Origin of the sequence: Shewanella sp. 10N.286.48.B5 (assembly GCF_002874355.2) — a bacterium.
GTDB lineage: Bacteria > Pseudomonadota > Gammaproteobacteria > Enterobacterales > Shewanellaceae > Shewanella.
Genome location: NZ_MCVG02000004.1, coordinates 32,011 through 53,027, shown reverse-complemented (window position 1 = coordinate 53,027; position 21,017 = coordinate 32,011). Strand labels below are relative to the sequence as shown.

19 protein-coding genes are annotated in these 21,017 nt (G+C 43.2%); 12 read left to right on the top strand and 7 right to left on the bottom strand.

Annotated features, from left to right (window positions below):
* Positions 1-50: 50 nt before the first annotated feature.
* Entirely contained in the window at positions 51-692 is a 642-nt protein-coding gene (pyrE, locus tag BCU57_RS19175; RefSeq protein ID WP_102440193.1) for an orotate phosphoribosyltransferase, read from the top strand.
* A 100-nt stretch (positions 693-792) separates the two neighbouring features.
* Here pyrE and folE read toward each other — a convergent pair whose 3' ends face one another.
* The 5 genes from folE to coaBC form a co-directional block, all read right to left on the bottom strand.
* On the bottom strand, positions 793-1,446 hold the full coding sequence (gene folE / locus BCU57_RS19170; protein WP_102440194.1) for a GTP cyclohydrolase I FolE: 654 nt from the start codon (positions 1,444-1,446) through the stop codon (positions 793-795).
* A 189-nt stretch (positions 1,447-1,635) separates the two neighbouring features.
* A complete protein-coding gene (locus tag BCU57_RS19165) occupies positions 1,636-3,600 on the bottom strand; it encodes an alpha/beta hydrolase family protein (protein ID WP_413211468.1) in 1,965 nt (654 codons plus the stop codon).
* A gap of 191 nt (positions 3,601-3,791) precedes the next feature.
* The gene (slmA, locus tag BCU57_RS19160) at positions 3,792-4,385 is read right to left on the bottom strand and encodes a nucleoid occlusion factor SlmA (RefSeq protein WP_076538032.1); all 594 of its coding nucleotides are present in this window, start codon (positions 4,383-4,385) and stop codon (positions 3,792-3,794) included.
* A gap of 34 nt (positions 4,386-4,419) precedes the next feature.
* Positions 4,420-4,878: a dUTP diphosphatase gene (dut, locus tag BCU57_RS19155; protein ID WP_076538029.1), complete on the bottom strand. Its 459-nt coding sequence runs from the start codon at positions 4,876-4,878 to the stop codon at positions 4,420-4,422.
* Positions 4,875-6,074 (bottom strand): bifunctional phosphopantothenoylcysteine decarboxylase/phosphopantothenate--cysteine ligase CoaBC, encoded by a 1,200-nt coding sequence (gene coaBC, locus BCU57_RS19150; RefSeq protein ID WP_102440223.1) that lies wholly within the window; start codon positions 6,072-6,074, stop codon positions 4,875-4,877. The genes dut and coaBC overlap by 4 nt, the downstream gene beginning before the upstream one ends.
* A gap of 226 nt (positions 6,075-6,300) precedes the next feature.
* On the opposite strand from coaBC, the gene radC reads away from it, so the two are divergent.
* From radC to BCU57_RS19125, 5 genes are all read left to right on the top strand, one after another.
* On the top strand, positions 6,301-6,978 hold the full coding sequence (radC, locus tag BCU57_RS19145) for a RadC family protein (protein ID WP_102440196.1): 678 nt from the start codon (positions 6,301-6,303) through the stop codon (positions 6,976-6,978).
* A gap of 122 nt (positions 6,979-7,100) precedes the next feature.
* Positions 7,101-7,337 carry a 50S ribosomal protein L28 gene (gene rpmB / locus BCU57_RS19140; RefSeq protein ID WP_055025225.1) on the top strand — a complete coding sequence of 79 codons (237 nt, stop codon included), beginning with the start codon at positions 7,101-7,103 and terminating at the stop codon, positions 7,335-7,337.
* Between the two features lie 6 nt (positions 7,338-7,343).
* Positions 7,344-7,517, top strand: a complete 174-nt coding sequence (gene rpmG / locus BCU57_RS19135) for a 50S ribosomal protein L33 (protein WP_011494790.1) — start codon at positions 7,344-7,346, stop codon at positions 7,515-7,517.
* Between the two features lie 394 nt (positions 7,518-7,911).
* Positions 7,912-9,237: an amino-acid N-acetyltransferase gene (gene argA, locus BCU57_RS19130; RefSeq protein WP_102440197.1), complete on the top strand. Its 1,326-nt coding sequence runs from the start codon at positions 7,912-7,914 to the stop codon at positions 9,235-9,237.
* Positions 9,238-9,455: 218 nt separating this feature from the next.
* The gene (locus BCU57_RS19125) at positions 9,456-9,980 is read left to right on the top strand and encodes a PH domain-containing protein (RefSeq protein ID WP_102440198.1); all 525 of its coding nucleotides are present in this window, start codon (positions 9,456-9,458) and stop codon (positions 9,978-9,980) included.
* Positions 9,981-9,994: 14 nt separating this feature from the next.
* Here the strand turns inward: BCU57_RS19125 and rarD are convergent, their stop codons facing one another.
* Both rarD and BCU57_RS19115 read right to left on the bottom strand, forming a co-directional pair.
* Positions 9,995-10,891 carry an EamA family transporter RarD gene (gene rarD / locus BCU57_RS19120; protein ID WP_102440199.1) on the bottom strand — a complete coding sequence of 299 codons (897 nt, stop codon included), beginning with the start codon at positions 10,889-10,891 and terminating at the stop codon, positions 9,995-9,997.
* 194 nt (positions 10,892-11,085) lie between these two features.
* Complete coding sequence (locus BCU57_RS19115; RefSeq protein ID WP_102440200.1) at positions 11,086-11,550, bottom strand: thioesterase family protein; 465 nt, start codon at positions 11,548-11,550, stop codon at positions 11,086-11,088.
* Between the two features lie 156 nt (positions 11,551-11,706).
* Between BCU57_RS19115 and recQ the strand changes: the two genes are divergently transcribed.
* The 6 genes from recQ (at position 11,707) to BCU57_RS19085 (ending at position 20,924) form a co-directional block, all read left to right on the top strand.
* On the top strand, positions 11,707-13,578 hold the full coding sequence (recQ, locus tag BCU57_RS19110) for a DNA helicase RecQ (RefSeq protein WP_102440201.1): 1,872 nt from the start codon (positions 11,707-11,709) through the stop codon (positions 13,576-13,578).
* Positions 13,579-14,341: 763 nt separating this feature from the next.
* On the top strand, positions 14,342-15,910 hold the full coding sequence (leuA, locus tag BCU57_RS19105) for a 2-isopropylmalate synthase (protein WP_102440202.1): 1,569 nt from the start codon (positions 14,342-14,344) through the stop codon (positions 15,908-15,910).
* Positions 15,907-17,001 (top strand): 3-isopropylmalate dehydrogenase, encoded by a 1,095-nt coding sequence (leuB, locus tag BCU57_RS19100; protein ID WP_102440203.1) that lies wholly within the window; start codon positions 15,907-15,909, stop codon positions 16,999-17,001. The genes leuA and leuB overlap by 4 nt, the downstream gene beginning before the upstream one ends.
* Entirely contained in the window at positions 17,001-18,404 is a 1,404-nt protein-coding gene (leuC, locus tag BCU57_RS19095; protein WP_102440204.1) for a 3-isopropylmalate dehydratase large subunit, read from the top strand. Before leuB ends, leuC begins: the two co-directional genes overlap by 1 nt.
* A gap of 24 nt (positions 18,405-18,428) precedes the next feature.
* Entirely contained in the window at positions 18,429-19,034 is a 606-nt protein-coding gene (gene leuD, locus BCU57_RS19090) for a 3-isopropylmalate dehydratase small subunit (protein WP_102440205.1), read from the top strand.
* A gap of 531 nt (positions 19,035-19,565) precedes the next feature.
* Positions 19,566-20,924 (top strand): outer membrane protein transport protein, encoded by a 1,359-nt coding sequence (locus tag BCU57_RS19085; protein WP_102440206.1) that lies wholly within the window; start codon positions 19,566-19,568, stop codon positions 20,922-20,924.
* The last annotated feature ends 93 nt before the right edge of the window (positions 20,925-21,017 follow it).

The following is a 21,017-nucleotide window of genomic DNA, read 5'->3' as shown; positions in this document are numbered from 1 at the left end:
TTTTTTAAAATGTATTCTACAAAAAATGATAACAGTATAAAGGAGATAATGTGAAAGCATATCAACGTGAGTTTATTGAATTTGCGCTTGAGCGTCAGGTATTACGCTTTGGTGAGTTTACCCTGAAATCAGGCCGTACTAGCCCATACTTTTTTAATGCGGGTTTATTCAATACGGGTCGTGATTTAGCACGTCTTGGTCGCTTTTATGCTGCTGCATTAGTTGATTCTGGTATCGATTACGATTTAGTGTTTGGCCCTGCTTATAAGGGCATTCCAATTGCAACGACCACAGTGGTTGCCTTGTGCGATCATCATGATAAAGATGTGCCATATTGCTTTAACCGTAAAGAGGCGAAAACTCATGGTGAAGGCGGCTCATTAGTGGGTAGTGAACTTGCTGGCAAAGTGATGTTAGTGGATGATGTGATCACCGCGGGCACCGCAATTCGTGAATCGATGGAAATCATTGAAGCCCATGATGCAAGCCTTGCAGGCGTATTGATTGCCCTAGACAGACAAGAAAAAGGCAAAGGCGAGTTATCAGCTATTCAAGAAGTTGAGCGTGACTTTGGCTGTGACATCGTGTCTATCGTTAAGCTGTCTGACTTGATTAGCTATTTATCTGAAAAACCTGGCATGGAAAAAGAGCTAGCGTCAGTGAGTGCTTATCGAGCGCAATACGGTATTTAATCTGTTTTGTATTAATAGCGAGAAAGCAAAAGCCAGACATGATGTCTGGCTTTTTTGTGTTTGGTTGTGCAATTACCATCTTCTAATCAATAGTATTTAATTAGCACTTAGACTGATGTAAAAACTCAGCGCGGGTAGCAGGATTTGATTTAAACACCCCACCTAACGCTGTGGTGGTGGTTGAACTGGTTGAGTCCATAACGCCACGGGATTTAACGCAGTAATGCACCGCATCCATTTTTACCGCCACATCTTTGGTTTCAAGCAAGGTTTGTAATGCCACTAACACTTGCTGGGTCAGTCTTTCTTGCACTTGTGGACGCTGGGCAAAAAAGCGCACAATGCGGTTGATTTTCGATAAACCAATAATCTTAGTGCGCGGTAAATAGGCCACGGTGGCATAGCCATCAATAGTCACTAAATGGTGCTCACAGGTACTGGTGAGGCTGATATCTTGCACTCGCACCATTTCATCAACGCCCATCTTATTATCGATGACGGTGATTTTAGGGAAGTTCTGGTAATCAAGCCCAGAGAAAATCTCATCAACATACATTTTGGCAATGCGGCGTGGGGTGTCCATCAAGCTATCATCCGATAAATCCAGCGACATTAATGTCAGGATTTCTTTCATATGATGCTCAATTTTCTGCTTACGCTCTTCTGCTGTGTAAGTTTGAGGCAGCATTGGGGTTTCAAGCCCTTGTTCAGTTAGTGCTGCTTTAACTTTCAACGCGGCTTCACTTAGTGCCATCTTATCCTCCAACCACAGGGGTAATACTTAATGAGTGTATGCTAAAAATGACGTTAACGCTTTATGGGCAAGCGCTGCATCAAAGATCAGGGACGGGATAATAACGTGATTTAGGTCAAATTAATATTATTGAAATAAAAAAAGCCGACCTTTTTAGTCAAGTATCGGCTTTGGTGTGAGGCGACAAAATTACAACTTGAGATTATCTTTCAAAAAACTCAACATCTTATTGTAGTATTTGGCTCTATGTTCATCATTATAAAAGCCATGACCCTCATCATCCATGACTAGTTTTTGATAAGGGTATTTGTGCTGCTTTAAGCCTTTTTCTAATGACTCTAACTGCTCAATGGGTGCTCTCTCATCATTGCCGCCATGAACGAGTAATAAGCTGGCTTTAAGCTTATCGGTATTAAAGGCGGGTGACATGGCTTTAAGTTGTTGAGGGTTTTCCCCAAGCACATCTTTTAAATAGCTAGTGCCACTTCGAGATTCTTGTACATCACCTTCTTCAAACATCATTTCTAAATCGTAAACACCGGCAAAGCCAATGGCGCACTTGAATAAATCAGGCTCAATAATGGCACTTTGTAGGGCGCTGTAGCCGCCAAAACTGCCGCCCACAATACAAATGCGATCTTTATCTGCAAAACCTTGGTCAACTACATATTTGGTGCCATCAATGATGTCGTATTGAATCTCAGAGCCCCACTTTTGATAACCATCTTGTTGAAATTGTCCACCAAAACCACCTGAACCTCGAAAGTTAACCTGTAATACCGCCATGCCTTGATTCGCCAGTAACTGATTTTGTGGGTCAAAACCCCAATTGTCGCGGATATAATGTGGGCCGCCATGGGGGTTAACAATCAGTGGTAGGTTTTTGGCTTCTTTACCTGCGGGCAAGGTGAGGTAGCCTGAAATCGTTTTACCATCACGACTGGTGAAATTAATAGGTTTAACTTCAGCCATGGCATCAGGGTCTAGCCAGCTTTTTTCAGATAAAAGATATTCAAGTTTGGTGTTTTCGGTATCAAATAAGTAGTAATCACCAGGGTTGCGATCGTTGAAGGCTTTAATGATAGCGAGTTTAGCGTCGTTAGTTTCACTGACTATTTGGATTTGATGTCCAGGTAGTGATGCCAGCAATTGTTTAACTAGTTTGGAGTGGGGATCTTGTTTATCTACAAAGGCATAAGTTGGATATCCGCTATCGAATTCGACGGCATAAAGCTGTTTGGTTTTTTTATTAATCCAATAGTTGCTTGGGTCAACATCTTCATCTTGAACAACCAGTTGCTTTTCGCCGCTAGTTAAATCAATTTTATACACCCCCAAGGTGTGATTGTCTTCTCTGCCTGCGGCAAAAATGGTGTCAGGGTTATTGGCGAATGAAATGGGATAAAAATCAGTCAAACCAAGATTAAGCTTGCTACTGTTCAGCCAATCGCCTTCATGGCGATAAAATATTTGGGTTTTATTTTGACTATCGATACCAGCTACAAATTTTACTTCGCCTGTATGATTGGTTAAAAAGCTAGCTTTACCTATGGGAGAGGTAACGATTTTGCGTCTTTTACCAGTATAGAGATCGACACGATATACATCTTGAAGGCTATCATAACCTCTCGAAAGCGCACTGCTCCATGGTATCGCATTGACCAGCATGTGTTTATTGTTTTCTGGCATTGGATCAAGTATGAATGCAGTGGCATTAATAGCGGTGTTTTTCTTTATATGGGAACCGGTTTGTTGCTCGCCACTGTTATAGCCAAATAAGTATTTTTTGCGTGAGCCATCAGCGTTAATAGCAAATAATTCGCCATAATATTGTGGAATGTCGGACCAACCTTTTAAATAGACTTTTTGTAGCACAATACGTTCATGGTTTGCCCATACATAATTGCCGACTTCGGCATTACCTGGAAAGTTGAGCGCATTGAGCAGCTTTTTGGTTTTTGTTTCTAAAATAACTAAGGTTTTTTTCCCATTGTGGCTAGTTAATGCACTGAGGTAATCACCTTCTGGAGAAATTTTGACATCGCTAAACTTTGCCCCTTTACTGAAAAGGCTCGCATCAGATAATGATGCCGCATGAGATATTGAGGGAATAAAGGCCAGCAGACAGGCTGCAATAACAGCAGTGTGTTTCATAAACATCCTTGTTAATTTTTGTAGTGGTAATATTTATCGATAGCTATCGATAAACTAAAGCCAAAGTACGACATTTAATTAACAAATACAATTTATCGGCAATAAAAAACGCACCGAAGTGCGTTTTAGATATGTTGTTGTTTTGTGTTAATTCAACGACCATAATAAGCGATATTAGCAATGCTAATAGGTTAGCTTCTCAACAGTTGCTGCTGAATAAACTGCCACTGTTCATCGAAGTGCTTAGTGGGCTTTTGTTTGAACTCACTACGCACAAACTGAGCGATTCTCCCTTCTGCTACTGCAAGCAGTAGGTTGGCAAGTATGGCTTCGTCGATATTAAAACCTTTGCCTTCACGGAGGGTTTTTTCACGCAGTATTTGTTTGATTTGGGTTTCAATTTTGGCAAACAGTGCGCTAATGCGGCTGCGTAAACGTTCATTTTCACCTAAAAGTGCATCACCATTGAGCACCCGTGAGATCCCCGGGTTACGCTCTGAAAACACCAGTAAGAGTTGCAGTACCAGCTCACAACGTTTCATGGTGTCTTTTTCTTCATCCATGATGATATTCAAGCGCGATAAAATCGCATCTTCAATAAACTCGATCAAGCCTTCAAACATTCTCGCTTTACTTGGGAAGTGGCGATATAACGCCGCTTCTGAAACACCAACTTCAGCTGCCAACTTAGCAGTGGTAATACGTTGACCAGGGCTGGTTTCCAGCATATGCGCAAGGCACTGTAAAATGTGCTCACGACGATTTATTTTTGGGCTAGCCGCCATTATTTATTCCTAGGATTGTGACTACTTGTAAAGGTTATTTGGTGCCAGAATGACCAAATCCACCTTCACCACGTTCTGAGGTATCAAACTCATCGACTAAGGTAAACTGCGCCTGTACTACAGGCACAAAAACTAACTGCGCTAAACGATCGCCTATTTCGATGCTGTAGGCTTTATCGCTGCGGTTCCAGCAAGACACCATTAAGGGGCCTTGGTAGTCTGAATCAATTAAGCCGACTAAATTGCCTAATACGATGCCATGTTTATGACCTAAGCCTGAGCGAGGCAAGATCACGGCAGCTAAGCTTGGATCGGCAACATGTACAGCTATGCCAGTTGGGATTAATACGGTTTCACCTGGCTCGATAACCATAGTGGTATCAATCATGGCACGTAAGTCCATACCTGCACTGCCTGGGGTGGCATAAGCAGGTAAAGGAAACTCGCTGCCAATACGCGAGTCGAGAAGTTTAAGTTCTACAGGTGTTTTCATGATGTTTTAATCTTTGCTGCTATCAAAGTAAGTAATTGCGTTGCCAGTGTCAGTTTGTCTGTTGCGGGTAGTTTTTCACTACCGTCTTTCCAGAACACCTGCAGCGCATTGTTATCGGCGTTAAACCCTAGACCTGCAATTGATACGTCATTGGCAGCAATAAGATCTAATTTTTTGCGTTCAAGCTTGCCACGGGCATATTCTTCTACCTTATCGGTCTCTGCAGCAAAACCTACAGTGAAAGGTCGATTTTTTAGCGCTGAAACGCTGGCTAAGATATCAGGATTGCGAACGAGCGCAAGTTGCATATGCTCAGCCGACTTTTTGATTTTAGATTCAGCGACGGTGGCGATGCGGTAATCGGCCACTGCAGCGCAGCCGATAAAAATAGCTTGGTCTTCAATGTTTTCCATGACGGCATCTAACATCTGTTGTGCTGATTCGACATTGATGCGCTTAACGCCTGAAGGTGTGGCCAGATTAACAGGGCCGCTAATGAGGGTGACTTCAGCGCCCATTTGGGTTGCGGCTGCGGCTAATGAAAAGCCCATTTTACCTGAGCTATGGTTAGAGATGTATCGAACCGGATCGATTGCTTCACGGGTTGGGCCCGCAGTCAGGATCAATTTGTAACCGTTTAATGGTTTTTCAGCTGGGGCGAAATACTGCACCAGTTGCTCAGCAATGGCCAAGGGCTCTTGCATTCGACCTGGGCCGACTTCGCCACAAGCTTGATCGCCACTGGCAGGCCCCCAAACGGTGATGCCTTTACGTTTAATGTTGGCAAGGTTCTCTTGGGTTGCAAGGTTGCGATACATTTGCTGGTTCATGGCTGGGCAAACGATAATTGGCGCTTCAGTAGCAAGGCAGGTGGTGGTTAACAGTTCATCTGCCATACCTGCATTAATACGCGCAATGAGGTTAGCTGTCGCTGGTGCGACGATAACCACATCAGCCCATCTGGCGAGCTCAATATGTCCCATTGCGGCTTCAGCTGCTGGATCGAGTAAATCTGAGGCCACAGGATGACCTGATAGCGCTTGAATTGTCAGTGGGGTAATAAACTCCATGGCGCTTTGGCTCATGACCACACGAACATCAGCACCGCGCTCTTTAAGGCGGCGTATTAAGTCGGCACTTTTATAGGCAGCAATACCACCACCTATGCCTAGAAGGACTTTTTTATTTGTCAGCATGTTTTGCTCAATCCTGCTCATCGCGATATTGCGGCTAAGATATCACAATCTAAATAAGGATGATGATCCGAAATTAAAAATATAGACCATAATGATGTGCTAAGGGTCACAACAACTAAGGGTCACAACTCGCTATTTACAAAAAGTTATTGCTACCCACTATCTATAACTTACTCATACAAGTATGAGTGCCCCCATCACGGATGACATTAAACAAGGAGTGTTTATGGCGATTAAAGACTGGCCTGAAGGAGAAGGGCCAAGAGACAAATTATTACATTTAGGTGCAGGGCATTTATCGGATGCCGAGTTACTGGCGGTTTTACTGCGAAATGGCATAGCAGGTCAAAATGCGGTCGATCTTGCCCGAGATATGATTGGTCAGTTTGGCGGATTAAGGGCTTTATTTTGTGCACCGCGTAGTCAAGTTTGCCAATTGTCGGGTGTTGGGCCGGTAAAATATGCCCAATTACAGGCGGCATCGGAGATTTCTAAGCGAATTTCGCAAGAAAATCTGCGTAGAGGGCAAATTTTGGTAAATCCTGATTTAACTCGGGACTATTTAATGAGACAATTAGCAGACCGATCCTATGAAGTGTTTGCATTACTATTGTTGGATAGCCAACATAGAGTGATTCAATTTGTAGAATTATTCCGCGGAACGATTAATTCTGCATCAGTCTACCCACGTGAAGTGGTGAGCTTGGTGTTGGAAAAAAAAGCTGCGGCAGTCATAGTGTGTCATAATCACCCGTCTGGCATTGCAGAGCCAAGTCAGGCAGATCGGCAAATTACTGACAGATTAAAAAAAGCCTTATCTACTATCGATGTTTCTCTTTTAGATCATATGGTTGTAGGCGATCAGGAGATAGTTTCTTTTGCTGAACGCGGGTGGATAAATTAAACAACGCTTGACCTTATTTTTGTTATCGTGTATAAAATGCGCCCTCTTTGTGCCTCGGGCGACGGCCACACGAGGCACATAAATGCTCGAGCGTTTTAAAATTGTTTTTGGAGAAGATTGACATGTCAAGAGTATGCCAAGTTACTGGCAAGAAGCCTATGGTTGGTAACAACCGTTCGCACGCTAAAAATTCGACTCGTCGTCGTTTTTTACCTAACCTACAAAACCACCGTTTTTGGTTAGAAGAAGAAAAACGCTTCGTGCAACTACGTGTATCTACCAAAGGTATCCGTATCATCGACAAAAAAGGTATTGAAGTTGTTGTTAAAGAACTTCGTGCCCGCGGCGAGAAGGTATAATAGAAAATGGCTAAATCTAAAGGTAATCGTGAGAAGATCAAATTAGTATCTAGTGCTAAAACTGGTCACTTCTACACTACTGAAAAAAATAAGCGTAACATGCCTGAAAAAATGGAAATCAAGAAATTTGATCCAGTTATTCGCCAGCACGTTATGTACAAAGAAGCTAAAATCAAGTAATTGATTTTGTTCTTTTAAAAAAGTCCCTTTATGGGGCTTTTTTTTTGCCTGTCAAAAATGTAATCCAGATCTCCGCGTTATCAATTTCAATCAGTTATGCTTTTCTCTTGCTTTATAAACAACGCCTTACAGTGATAGAGGTCGTTACGCTTATTTGTCTTCATTATTCACTTATTGACGCTATATTGCCGCCTTATGCATAAACGCCATTTGAACTATTTGGCGGTTATGTGAGCTTATTTACTGCTTTATAGGCACTATTTATGGTCTAAAACTATTACTAATGCGATAAAATGCTTTTAAAGTGAATTTAAATGCAATATTATTGCGTAATTATATTTGTTGGTGGTTTTGTCACTGACTGTTCTGATTGATTATTTGTTTAGGGGTTAATGTGCCTTTAAGAACCACAGAGCTGGTTGATGGTTTCCGCCATTCAGCGCCATACGTTAATGTTCATCGCGGAAAAACCTTTGTTGTCATGCTTGGCGGCGAAGCCCTGCTGCATAATCAATTTAGAGGCATCTTAAACGATGTCGCCTTGTTGCACTCCTTAGGGATTAAAGTGGTGTTGGTCTACGGCGCAAGGCCGCAAATTGATAGCGCCATGCACAGTGCGGGTATTGAACCGAGTTATCACAACGGCGTGCGCATTACTGATGAAGACTCATTAAAAGTGATTAAACAAGTTGCAGGCTCAGTGCAATTTGATATTACAGCAAGGCTGTCAATGAGCCTTGGCAACACCCCAATGCAAAATGCACAAATCAACCTTGTCAGTGGCAACTTTGTTATTGCTCAGCCTTTGGGAGTCGATGACGGGGTGGATTTTTGCCTAACGGGCAAAGTGCGCCGTATTGATACTCAAGGTATTGAACGCCAGCTGGAAAAAAATTGTATTGTATTGATGGGGCCTATTGCGGTTTCTGTCACTGGCGAATGTTTTAACTTAACCGCCGAAGAAGTGGCCACCAAAGTGGCTATAAAGCTTAAAGCCGACAAAATTATTGGTTTTAGTAATACCCACGGCATTTTGGGCAAAGACGGCGAGGTGATTGCTGAGCTGATGCCAAATGGCGCGCAGTCCATCTTGGATGAAATGCAAACGGCGGGTAAATCCTGTGTGGGCACCATGGCATTTTTAAAGGCCAGTATTGATGCTTGTCGTAATGGCATTCCACGTTGTCACTTGGTGAGCTACCTTGAAGATGGCACTTTGCTACAAGAGTTGTTCTCCCGTGAAGGTATTGGTACCCAAATTGTTACTGAAAGCGCTGAGCGCTTAAGACGCGCCACCATTGGCGATATCGGTGGAGTATTAGACCTTATTCGCCCATTAGAGGAGCAAGGGGTGCTAGTGCGCCGCTCCCGTGAGCAGCTGGAAATGGAAATTGAGCAGTTTATGTTGATTGAGCGCGATAGCTTAGTCATTGGCTGCGCGGCGTTATATCCCTTTGAAGAAGACAATGCCGGTGAGTTTGCCTGTTTAGTGGTGCATCAAGACTATCGTGATGCTGACAGAGGCAGTGTGTTGCTGAACAATATTATTGGCCAAGCACGGGTTCGAGGTTATTCGAAACTGTTTGCCTTAACCACCCGCAGTATTCATTGGTTCTTGGAGTTCGGCTTTAATATTGTTGATGTTGAACAGCTGCCTAACGCAAAAAAGAAGCTGTATAACTTCCAACGCAATTCAAAAGTTCTGGCGTTGGACTTGTAAGCTGTATTGCGATTGTGCCGTTATAGCAATGCCACCGTGGAGGTTACTTTACGGTGGCATTTTTGTGTATTTCAGATGTTAACTCATCATGGTTACTGATTTTTAGGCAAGATTTGGGGTGATAAAACTATGCCGGTCAGCATGTTATGAAGATTATGATAATATTGAAAAATGAATAAAGATGTATCCTTATAAAAACACATCACTAAGTAGGAAAAATGACTGAAATAGCATTAGCAGGATTAAGCAGTCACGGCATGTTCAATTTTGTCGGGGTGCTGGTTGGGTTAGTAGGGCTAACGGCGCTGATTTGGGTAAAGAAATTACCGAGCACTGCGTTGTATGTTAGCTACGGGATTATTTTATTCCTGTTTATGCTGTTCTCATGGACCCTGTATCAAACCAATAATAGCCAGTTGACGCTAAAGCCTGACAATAAGCCTTTGACGTTATCGATCCCCCTTTACAGTCAGGATTTCAACACGGATGAATTACTTTGGCAGCAAGTGAGAGTAGTGGACTTAACAACTGAATTAGAATTAACGCCACAGTGGCGTACAAACGGCATAGGCATTGCCGGATACTCACTAGGATGGTTTACCCTTAAAAACGGCGATAAGGCGCTGGTGTCACTCACAAGGGACGATGCCTTGCTACTGCCAACCACTAGAGGCTATGTAATGCTAGTAACCCTAGAGGATAACGAGGCCGCAATGAAAGCCATTGCGGCAATGAAGCATTGAAAAGGCGATAGCTATTAGCTTTGCTTTAAGCGGCGACGGCGCTGCAGCGCCATATCAGCGGTAAACAACACTAATGCACTCCAAATAAAGCCAAATGTGACCCCTTTTTCAATATCAAAAGGCTCTTTGAATAAAAATATTGCCAACATGAACATGATACTTGGGCCAATATACTGGAAAAAACCTAGCATGGATAATGGGATACGAATGGCTGCCCCTGCAAAGCACAATAGTGGAATGGTGGTAACAATACCTGCGGCCACTAAGGTTAAGTTCATTCCAATATCGTTAGTGAGCATATTTGCCGATGCGGTATCAAGCGTTAGGGCTAAATAAGCTAATGCCACAGGCAGTAAAATAGTGGTTTCAACCAATAAACCCGCTTTAGCATCAATGTTGACTTTTTTACGTAATAAACCATAAAAACCAAATGATGCTGCCAGCGCTAAAGACACCAATGGGATAGAGCCAAAGGAGATGAGCTGGATGAGCACCCCGATACAGGCAAGCGCCACCGCAAACCACTGTAATTTTCGTAACCGCTCAGATAAAAATACCATTCCAAGCAATACGTTAAATAGTGGATTAATGAAATAACCTAAACTGGCATCGAGCATGTGGCCGTTGTTGATCGCCCAAATGAAAATCAGCCAATTAAGTGCAATCAGTACCGAGGTCAGCGCCAACACCAGTAATTGTTTTGGCTTTTTCAATAACAGTGTTAGGCGTGAAAATCCGCCAATAAACTGCATTAAAATGATGATAAAGATAAAGGACCACACCACGCGGTGAGCCAAGATTTCGAAGGCTGACACATCAGCCAGTAATTTAAAATACAGTGGTGCTATGCCCCATAAGCAATAAGCACAAATGGCGAGGATAATGCCTTTACGTGTTTCAATATCTTGCATGAATTTCCACAAACAACTGACAAAGAGAGGGCGATTGTAGGTTGCCTTTGCCGATCTCTCAAGCTAATAGCTGGATCATTTTTCAATAAGATCCACTAATTAGCCTCAGCATTATCGCAGTTGGTATAAATCGGCAAGCTAAGATGTTTTAAGTTTATGTTTATGTTGGTTTTTATGGATTTAGTCCTAATAAGTTAACCCACCATATAGGTCCCAGTACCGAAGGCGATATGGGTACCTTGTTCGTTATGTAATTCCATGCGACAGACTGACACCCGATTGCCTGAACGAATGACGCAACCAGTGCCAGTAAATATTTCTCCACGTCCAGGGCGCAAAAAATCAACCCGCATATCAATAGTGCCTAAGGTGGTTAGACGTTGTTGTAATTGCTCCAAGGTCCAGTCGTCTCTGCTTGATACTAAGCCGGCAAAACAGGTCAGCCCGCCAACTACATCGAGCAAGGTTGCCGTCACTCCGCCGTGTAAAATATTTTGATGAATATTACCAATAAGCTCAGGCTTCATTTTTATCACCACTTCGACACCATTTTCGTCATAGCGCTTTATCTCTAAGCCGAGTAAATTATGAAATGGCACATGTTGGTCAAATATTTCAGCGACTTGCTTTAATGCTTGTAGTTGGACATCCGTAGTCATATGCAGCCTAATTTCTATCGTTATTATTGTAGAGCATTTAATCTAGCCTAATCCCTTTGGTAAAATCAATGCTGCATATTTGAGCTGTTGCGGTTTGTGTGCAGACATCTTCGCCTCAGTGCTTTAAAATGCTGCATCTGATCTCAAGCCCTATTAATGGATAATCTTATTTCTAGCCCAGTCGAGTCTCAAGTTCCAGCGCAAGCGATTGTCTCAGCAACCCCAGTTGTGGAAGATGTGCTTGGACAGCAATTACAGCAAATCTTTGGTTATCGTGACTTTCGCGAAGGTCAGCGTGAGATCATTGAGCAGACCTTAAGTGGCCAAGATACCCTAGTGATTATGCCAACCGGTGGCGGTAAGAGTATGTGTTATCAGTTGCCAGCATTGATCCTCCCGGGATTAACCATTGTGGTCTCGCCGCTGATTTCGTTAATGAAAGATCAAGTTGATAGCTTGACTCAGTCAGGTGTTGCCGCCGCATATTTGAATTCCTCTTTACCCCGCGATGAAACCGTTGAGATTTTAAAACGCTTACACAAAGGCGAAATTAAACTGCTTTATGTATCACCAGAGCGTTTGCTGCGGCCTGACTTTATCGAGCGGATGCATGAGTTACAAATCTCACTGTTTGCCATTGATGAGGCTCACTGTATTAGTCAATGGGGTCATGATTTTAGACCTGAATATGCCGCCCTTGGCCAACTGAAACAGTTGTTCCCGTATGTGCCACTGATGGCGTTAACCGCGACGGCCGATCAGGCCACCCGTGAAAGTATTTGTCAGCGCCTTCAAATCAGTCCTTTTTGTTTACTCTCCAGTTTTGATCGCCCCAATATTCGCTATACCGTGGTTGAAAAACTTAATGCCGCTAACCAGCTCAAACAGTTTTTACAATTGCAAAAGGGCAGTAATGGCATCATTTATTGTAGTAGCCGTAGGCGAGTCGATGAAGTTGCCGATCGCTTAAAACTGCAAGGCTTTAGTGCAGCGGCGTATCATGCGGGGATGACCCAAGAAGAGCGTGGCGCGATTCAAGATAAGTTTTTAAAAGACAAAATCGATATTGTGGTCGCCACTGTGGCATTTGGTATGGGGATTAACAAATCCAACGTCCGCTTTGTGGTGCATTACGATATCCCCAAAAGTGTAGAGTCTTATTATCAAGAAACAGGCCGTGCCGGCCGTGATGGTTTAGATGCCGAAGCTTATATGTTGTTTGATCCTGCCGATATAGGCCGCGTTAAGCACTTGATTGAGCAATCAGAACCTGGCCCACAGCAAGACGTTGAATTACATAAAATGAATACCATGGCAGCCTTTGCTGAAGCGCAAACCTGCCGTCGACAAGTATTACTGCATTACTTTGATGAAAGTGGCTCAAAACCTTGTGGTAACTGTGATATTTGTCTCGACCCTCCTAAGCGTTATGATGGCAGCGAAGATGCCAAAAAAGTGCTGTCGTGCATTTTTAGACTCAATCAATATTTCGGTGTTAACCAAGTCATTGATGTATTGCGGGGCTCAAAAGCCGCCAACGTGATGGATCGCGGCCATAACAAGCTGTCCACTTGGGGCATTGGTAAAGATCACAGTCATGAATATTGGCTCAGTGTGATTAGGCAACTTATTCATTTAGGTTTAGCGAGCCAAGATATTACTCGCGGCTCTTCAGTAAAGCTAAATGAATCAGCACGACCAATATTACGCGGGGAAGCCAGCTTACAGCTAGCTGAACCTCGCATTCAATTAGTGACTACTAAGCGCCGCACCAGTTCATCACGTGCACCGCAGCAATATGATCGTAAATTGTTTGCCAGGCTCAAGCTACTGCGCCGTGAACTGGCTGAAAAACATGATGTGCCACCATACTTGGTGTTCAATGATGCCACCTTAGCGGAAATGGCGGCGATGGTGCCCACCAGTGCCGGTGAAATGCTGGCAGTAAATGGTGTCGGTGAGCGAAAGCTAAGTCGCTTCGGCGGTGATTTTCTTGATGAAATTAGTCAGTATTTGATTGAGAATTAACTCACTCGTCTTCAAGGCTATGTTAATTGCTTTAGCTTAACCTGCTTATCTGCAGCATTGGCGGTGACTACTTAGCCGCTAATGCTGGTTCTAGTTCCTTATAAACACTCCTACCTAATCATTTGATGGCTTTGATTGCCCTAGTCTGTTTGCATTTTAAAACAAGCATGTCATGGTTTATCTTCCTCGCTTAGCCTCGTAAAGAGCTAAGCTTCTTTGTGCTTAGATATAACTAAAGCCTTCCTTTAAACAGATTAATATTAGAAATTTCAAATCCATTTTTTTGCATATTAATAAAGTCAAAAATAAACGATAAATTACGTGTAAACAGCAGTGTACGGGCATGTGGGGATTTATTTGTGCTTAAAAGCGATGAGTAAATCAGGCTTTTAAGCTGCAGTGTTGCACAAAAGATGAATAAATTGGGGTTGACACAGCCAGCTGGTCAGGATAAAAAGTGGGTATAGATAAATTAATCGCAGAATAATTAGTTAAATAAAATGAATATTTATAGTGGTAACATTTTACTGGGTCTCCTTCTTCTCTTACGCAATATTTGCGCGGAGTCCTTTGTGTTACAAGCTAAATAAGTTTACTAGTATTCACAAACCCCGCGCTAATAGCCGCGGGGTTTTTTGTTTCTGCCTCTGATTGATTTATATAACAAACAAAAAGTCTAATGAACTAAATGAGCAAAGCACTCAAATCCATTAGCAAAGCGAACAAACTTTAACGTGAATAACCAGGTTCGATGGAGAAAAAGATGTCCGATAGAGTCATAATATTTGATACCACATTAAGAGACGGCGAGCAGGCGTTAGCAGCCAGTTTAACGGTTAAAGAAAAGCTGCAAATTGCATTGGCTCTTGAGCGTTTAGGTGTTGATGTTATGGAAGTGGGCTTTCCTGTGTCATCGCCTGGTGATTTTCAGTCAGTGCAAACCATTGCAAAAACCATTAAAAATAGCCGAGTGTGTGCCTTATCTCGTGCATTAGAAAAAGATATCGATGCCGCAGCGCAAGCATTATCTGTTGCTGATCAGTTTCGAATTCATACCTTTATTTCAACCTCAACCATTCACGTTGAAAGCAAATTAAAGCGTTCATTTGATGACGTATTAGAAATGGCAGTGAGTGCGGTTAAATATGCCCGCCGCTTTACTGACGATGTTGAGTTCTCTTGTGAAGATGCTGGGCGTACCCCCATTGATAACCTTTGCCGTATGGTAGAAGAAGCTATTAAAGCGGGTGCTAGAACCATTAATATCCCAGATACCGTGGGTTACACCGTCCCAAGTGAGTTTGGCGGCATTATTCAAACCTTATTTAACCGAGTGCCGAATATCGATCAAGCGGTGATTTCGGTGCATTGTCATGATGATTTAGGTTTATCGGTAGCGAACTCAATTACTGCTGTTGAGCATGGTGCTCGCCAGATTGAATGTACGGTTAATGGTATTGGTGAGCGCGCTGGTAATTGTTCATTAGAAGAAATAGCGATGATTTTGGCAACCCGCAAGAATTTACTCGGGCTTGAAAACAACATTAATGCCAAAGAAATTCACCGCACTTCATCCCTTGTAAGCCAGCTATGTAATATGCCGATTCAGGCTAATAAAGCGGTAGTGGGGACTAATGCATTTTCGCATTCATCGGGTATTCACCAAGATGGCATGCTAAAAGCTAAAAATACCTATGAGATCATGACGCCTGAAAGCATTGGCCTTAATCGTAATAACTTGAATATGACTTCGCGCTCAGGTCGCCACGTGATTAAGCACCGCATGGAAGAAATGGGCTATAAAGAAACCGATTATGATATGGATAGTCTTTACGATCAGTTTTTGAAATTGGCAGATAAAAAAGGCCAGGTATTTGATTATGATCTTGAAGCCTTAGTGTTTATCGAAGCGCAATCTCAAGATGATGATAAGTACTCACTGCAACATTTAATGGTGCACTCAGATTCAACTGAAGGTGTAGCCACTGCCACGGTGCGTATAGTGGTTGATGACAAAGAAATAACCGAAGCGGCAACCGGTAATGGCCCAGTCGATGCGGCATACAATGCTATTGCCCGTGCAACTGGTCGCAGCATCAATATTACTAATTACAAATTAAGCGCTAAAGGCGAAGGGCAAAACGCCTTAGGCCAAGTGGATATTACAGCTGAATACAATCAGCAAACATTCCATGGTGTCGGCTTGGCAACAGATGTTGTCGAGTCATCGGCTCAAGCGTTAGTTCATGTCATGAACTTAACCTATCGCGCCGATAAAGTGGCTGATTTTAAACAACAGATTCATAAAGAAAGGGAGTTAGGTGGAGTATGAGTTATCAAATAGCTGTATTGGCCGGAGATGGTATTGGGCCAGAAGTCATGGCTGAGGCACGTAAAGTGCTTAATGAAGTTGAAGCCCGATTTGCGCTGGACATTGAATATGCTGAGTACGATGTGGGTGGTATTGCCATTGATAACCATGGTTGCCCGCTGCCTGATGCAACCTTAAAAGGCTGTGAAGCCTCAGATGCCATTTTATTCGGCAGTGTTGGCGGGCCTAAGTGGGAAAACTTAGCCCCCAATGATCAGCCAGAGCGTGGCGCATTATTACCGCTACGTGGTCACTTTGAACTGTTTTGTAATTTACGTCCGGCAAAATTACACGCAGGGCTTGAACATATGTCACCATTGCGAAGTGATATCTCTTCACGTGGCTTTGATGTGTTATGTGTGCGTGAATTAACGGGTGGCATTTACTTTGGTAAGCCAAAAGGTCGTCAAGGCGAAGGCCTGGATGAAGAAGCCTTCGATACCATGCGCTATAGCCGTCGTGAAATAGAGCGTATTGCCCGAATTGCGTTTCAGTCTGCTCAAGGTCGCCGCAAAAAAGTCACCTCAGTAGATAAAGCTAACGTATTAGCCTGTTCAGTGTTATGGCGTGAAGTGGTTGAAGAAGTGGCTAAAGACTACCCTGATGTGGAGCTTGAACATATCTACATCGACAATGCCACCATGCAATTATTACGTCGCCCAAATGAATTTGATGTGATGCTGTGTTCGAACCTATTTGGTGACATAGTGTCAGACGAAATTGCCATGTTAACCGGCTCAATGGGGCTATTATCTTCAGCAAGCCTTAACAGCAGCGGTTTTGGTATGTATGAACCTGCTGGTGGTAGTGCACCTGATATCGCAGGTCAAGGCATTGCTAACCCTGTGGCGCAAATTCTATCTGCAGCCTTATTACTACGCCATAGCTTAAAGCTTGAAGATGCCGCGAGTGCGATAGAACGCGCAGTAGGTAAAGCCTTATCAGCTGGCTATTTAACTGGTGAGCTATTAAGTAGCGATGAGCGTCATAATGCAAAATCAACCAGTGAAATGGGTGACTATATCGCTAATGCTATTAAGGAAGGTGTCTAATGGCAGCAAAAACCTTATATGAGAAAGTATGGGGTGCCCATATTGTCGCATCACCTGACTCAGAAGCGCCGATTGTTTATGTTGACCGTCATTTGGTTCATGAAGTGACATCACCACAGGCTTTTAGTGGTTTAAAAACAGCGGGTCGTAAATTACGCGCCCCTGAAAAAACCTTTGCCACTATGGATCATAATATTTCGACCTTAAGTGCTAGCCTTGATGCCATGAGCCCAATGGCGCGTATTCAGGTGGAAACCCTAGCGCAAAATTGTAAAGAATTTGGCGTGAAGCTATATGACATCCATCATCCAAATCAAGGCATAGTCCATGTCATGGGGCCAGAGCTTGGTATTACCTTGCCCGGTACTGTGATTGTTTGTGGTGATTCACATACAGCAACCCACGGCGCTTTTGGCGCATTAGCATTTGGTATTGGCACCTCTGAAGTTGAGCATGTGTTAGCCACCCAGACGTTACGTCAGTTAAAAGCTAAAACCATGAAAATTGAAGTCCGTGGTCATGTGGCTGAGGGCATTACGGCTAAAGATATTGTATTGGCTATCATTGGCCGTTTGGGTATGGATGGCGGTACCGGTTACGTGGTTGAGTTTTGCGGCGAAGCCATTGAAGCTTTATCAATGGAAGGGCGCATGACCTTATGTAATATGGCCATTGAAATGGGCGCCAAAGCTGGCATGGTCGCACCTGATCAAACTACTTTTGATTATCTTGAAGGTCGTGAATTTGCCCCTAAAGCTGATGCTTGGACGCAAGCAGTTGCAGATTGGACCGCACTTAAAACGGATGCTGATGCAGTATTTGATGCCGAAGTGGTACTTGAAGCTGCAGAAATCGCGCCGCAGTTAACTTGGGGCACTAATCCAGGCCAAGTGGTATCTATTGATGCACAAGTGCCTAACCCTGAGTCTGAGCCCAATGCAACTGTGCGTGACAGCATGGAAAAAGCGCTTGAGTATATCGGCCTGACTTCTGGCACCAATATGGTGGATATTGCGGTTAATAAAGTCTTTATTGGCTCATGTACTAACTCCCGTATTGAGGATTTACGTGCCGCAGCCCATCATGCTAAAAACCGTAAAGTGGCCGAAGGCGTCACCGCTATTGTGGTACCGGGTTCTGGACAGGTGAAACTGCAAGCAGAAGCGGAAGGTTTAGATAAAATATTCCTAGAGGCAGGGTTTGAATGGCGCTTGCCTGGTTGCTCAATGTGCCTGGCAATGAACGATGACCGTTTAGAGGCTGGCGATCGCTGTGCATCTACTAGTAATCGTAACTTTGAAGGTCGCCAAGGGCGTGGCAGTCGAACTCACTTAGTGAGCCCTGCTATGGCTGCAGCTGCAGCGATTGCCGGTCACTTTGTTGATATTCGTAAGCCTTATTAATTGCCAACCCACTAGGAGAAACAGATGCAAGCTTTTACAGCACATACGGGTTTAGCGGTTGCAATAGATAGCGCAAATATTGATACCGACCAAATTATCCCGAAGCAATTTTTATCAAAAGTCACTCGTGATGGTTTTGGGGTGCACTTATTTCATGATTGGCGTTATTTAGATGACGCGGGCGAGCAGCCTAACCCGACTTTTTCACTTAACTTACCGCGTTATAAAGGCGCGTCTATATTGCTAGCACAAGAAAACTTTGGCTGTGGATCAAGTCGAGAACATGCACCGTGGGCATTAGCTGACTTTGGGCTACGGGTGATTATCGCGCCAAGTTTTGCAGATATTTTTTACGGTAACTCCATTAACAATGGCTTATTACCTGTGAAGTTAACCGCAGCGGAAGTGAGCCAATTAATGGCTGAAGTTGATGCTCAAGAAGGAGCTGAAATCAGTGTTGATTTGCAAGCTCTTACTGTAACGTCACCACAAGGCAGTACATTTAGCTTTTCATTGGCAGAGTCAGCAAGGCACAAGCTGCTTAATGGTTTAGATGCCATCGGCTTAACGCTGGAATTTGCTGCGGCAATTAGCGACTATGAAGCCAATATTCCTGCTTGGCGTGGCTGATGTAAGAGTGACGAGTCAATTGTAAGTTCAACATTGGCGATTAACATTTAAGCTTACACTTGTACCAACGTGGTATTAAATAAAGCCTTCTAGCTAACCCTAGAAGGCTTTTTTATGTGTCTCAACAATAATTTACTATATATCACATTGTATTTATTGGTTTATTTATTCATAAGATTTGGCGGTTTATATCGGTAGTTAAAAAAACTATAAAATTCAGCGCAGGTTTGTGAGTTGTATATTCTTTAGTAAGTTGTTGAATATCAATATTAAAAATATTTTGGTTAACTATTTTTAATATGCTTCAGCGAATCAATTAGTGTAATTGACGCTTTTTTCTCGCTTGGTGTGTGATCCTTGTCACTTAAAAATATTGCAAACACCGAAAAGGTAGTTATTTCTTCTGTTTTTAGGCATTTAGTTGTAAATATATTCTGCATCAGTACACTTGCCCCGATTTCAAATTGAGCTATTGCTCTAATGATGTAAGAGATTAAGCAAATAATAAATTTGCATACCCGGGGACAAATGATGAAAAAGAAATTATTAACCGTGGCAGTAAGCGCCATGCTGTTAGGGGCAACGACTCAAGTAAGTGCAGCAGGCTTTCAATTAGCTGAATATTCTTCTACAGGTTTAGGCCGTGCTTTTGCTGGTGAAGCTGCGATGGCGGATAATGCTGGCGCCCAAACTAAAAACCCTGCCATGTTGACTTACCTTGAAGGTCGCCAATTGTCTGCAGGTGCTATTTATATTATGCCTAATGTTGATGTGCTGGGTGAAACCAGTATTTCATCGCCTTTATTAGGGGCTGATCCAATTGTTATCCCAAGCAACGCCATCGATTTTGCCGGTGATGCGCTTATCCCAAATTTTTATTACTCGAATCAGTTAAACGATAACTGGACTTGGGGCCTGGCTTTTCATTCAAATTACGGCTTAGCGACAGAATTGGATGCAACTCATTCAGCAGCGATATTTGGTGATGATACTGCAATCACCACCGTAGAATTTAACCCAAACATTGGCTATAAAATCAATGATGCGGTTAGCATTGGTGCGGGTCTGCGTATTGTTTACGGTGAAGGTAATGTTGGCGCATCAATGCCAGGTTGGATTGATGGTATTAAAGCTCAGTTGCCTGATTTAGCACCTATGCTTCCGGCTGCTGGCACAAGTCTTAAATACATGGAAGGTGATGATATCGCCATCGGTTGGAAAATTGGTTCTAGCTGGCAGATTAATGACAAGCACCGTTTAGGTTTTGCTTATCACAGTGGGGTAGAGCTAGAACTGGACGGCCATGCGTCTGGGCTACTTTATGACGGTGGTCAAAATGTTAGTATTGAAGGTTACTTACCGATTGAGATCCCTGCTTTTGCAGAGCTTGCATCTCATCACCAATTAACTGAAAACTGGGCCATGCACGCCAGCGTTAACTGGACTCAGTGGAGTGTTTTTGATGAGTTGGTAGCATACTTCCCTGGCGAAACTAAGCCAATTGACTCAACAACGGGTTTACCATTGGAGTCTGATTTAGTTAAAGAAGAAAACTTCAAAGATAACTGGCGCTTTGCACTAGGTACCACTTACCAGCTCAATGACAAGTGGTTAGTTCGTGGCGGTATGGCACTAGATCAAGGTGCTGCGCAAGACGAATACCGTTCCACAACAATCCCAGATTCAGATCGTTTATGGTTTAGTGCCGGTGCGGGTTATCAAGCCAGTAAAAACCTTACGGTTGATTTTGCCATCACTTACATCAAAGGCATTGGTGATGCACCAATTGATGAGACTCAAGACTTATTAGGTTTAGCGTCTGTGAACTACAGCGGTGATGTTGAAGCCGATGTGTGGTTAGCAGGTGTGCAGTTTAGCTACAAAATGTAGTCGACAGTATTATTAATACATTTAAAGCCTCGCAATTGCGGGGCTTTTTGTTATTTGAAAATCATAAGACTAATATCGATACGCCAGCTATAT

What these genes read in the sequence shown, in the direction of transcription:
- folE (WP_102440194.1), bottom strand. Translation starts at nt 1,446, where the DNA reads ATGGCACTAAGTGAAGCCGCGTTGAAAGTTAAAGCAGCACTAACTGAA.
- BCU57_RS19165 (WP_413211468.1), bottom strand. Translation starts at nt 3,600, where the DNA reads ATGAAACACACTGCTGTTATTGCAGCCTGTCTGCTGGCCTTTATTCCC.
- slmA (WP_076538032.1), bottom strand. Translation starts at nt 4,385, where the DNA reads ATGGCGGCTAGCCCAAAAATAAATCGTCGTGAGCACATTTTACAGTGC.
- dut (WP_076538029.1), bottom strand. Translation starts at nt 4,878, where the DNA reads ATGAAAACACCTGTAGAACTTAAACTTCTCGACTCGCGTATTGGCAGC.
- coaBC (WP_102440223.1), bottom strand. Translation starts at nt 6,074, where the DNA reads ATGCTGACAAATAAAAAAGTCCTTCTAGGCATAGGTGGTGGTATTGCT.
- radC (WP_102440196.1), top strand. Translation starts at nt 6,301, where the DNA reads ATGGCGATTAAAGACTGGCCTGAAGGAGAAGGGCCAAGAGACAAATTA.
- rpmB (WP_055025225.1), top strand. Translation starts at nt 7,101, where the DNA reads ATGTCAAGAGTATGCCAAGTTACTGGCAAGAAGCCTATGGTTGGTAAC.
- rpmG (WP_011494790.1), top strand. Translation starts at nt 7,344, where the DNA reads ATGGCTAAATCTAAAGGTAATCGTGAGAAGATCAAATTAGTATCTAGT.
- BCU57_RS19125 (WP_102440198.1), top strand. Translation starts at nt 9,456, where the DNA reads ATGACTGAAATAGCATTAGCAGGATTAAGCAGTCACGGCATGTTCAAT.
- rarD (WP_102440199.1), bottom strand. Translation starts at nt 10,891, where the DNA reads ATGCAAGATATTGAAACACGTAAAGGCATTATCCTCGCCATTTGTGCT.
- BCU57_RS19115 (WP_102440200.1), bottom strand. Translation starts at nt 11,550, where the DNA reads ATGACTACGGATGTCCAACTACAAGCATTAAAGCAAGTCGCTGAAATA.
- recQ (WP_102440201.1), top strand. Translation starts at nt 11,707, where the DNA reads ATGGATAATCTTATTTCTAGCCCAGTCGAGTCTCAAGTTCCAGCGCAA.
- leuA (WP_102440202.1), top strand. Translation starts at nt 14,342, where the DNA reads ATGTCCGATAGAGTCATAATATTTGATACCACATTAAGAGACGGCGAG.
- leuB (WP_102440203.1), top strand. Translation starts at nt 15,907, where the DNA reads ATGAGTTATCAAATAGCTGTATTGGCCGGAGATGGTATTGGGCCAGAA.
- leuC (WP_102440204.1), top strand. Translation starts at nt 17,001, where the DNA reads ATGGCAGCAAAAACCTTATATGAGAAAGTATGGGGTGCCCATATTGTC.
- leuD (WP_102440205.1), top strand. Translation starts at nt 18,429, where the DNA reads ATGCAAGCTTTTACAGCACATACGGGTTTAGCGGTTGCAATAGATAGC.
- BCU57_RS19085 (WP_102440206.1), top strand. Translation starts at nt 19,566, where the DNA reads ATGAAAAAGAAATTATTAACCGTGGCAGTAAGCGCCATGCTGTTAGGG.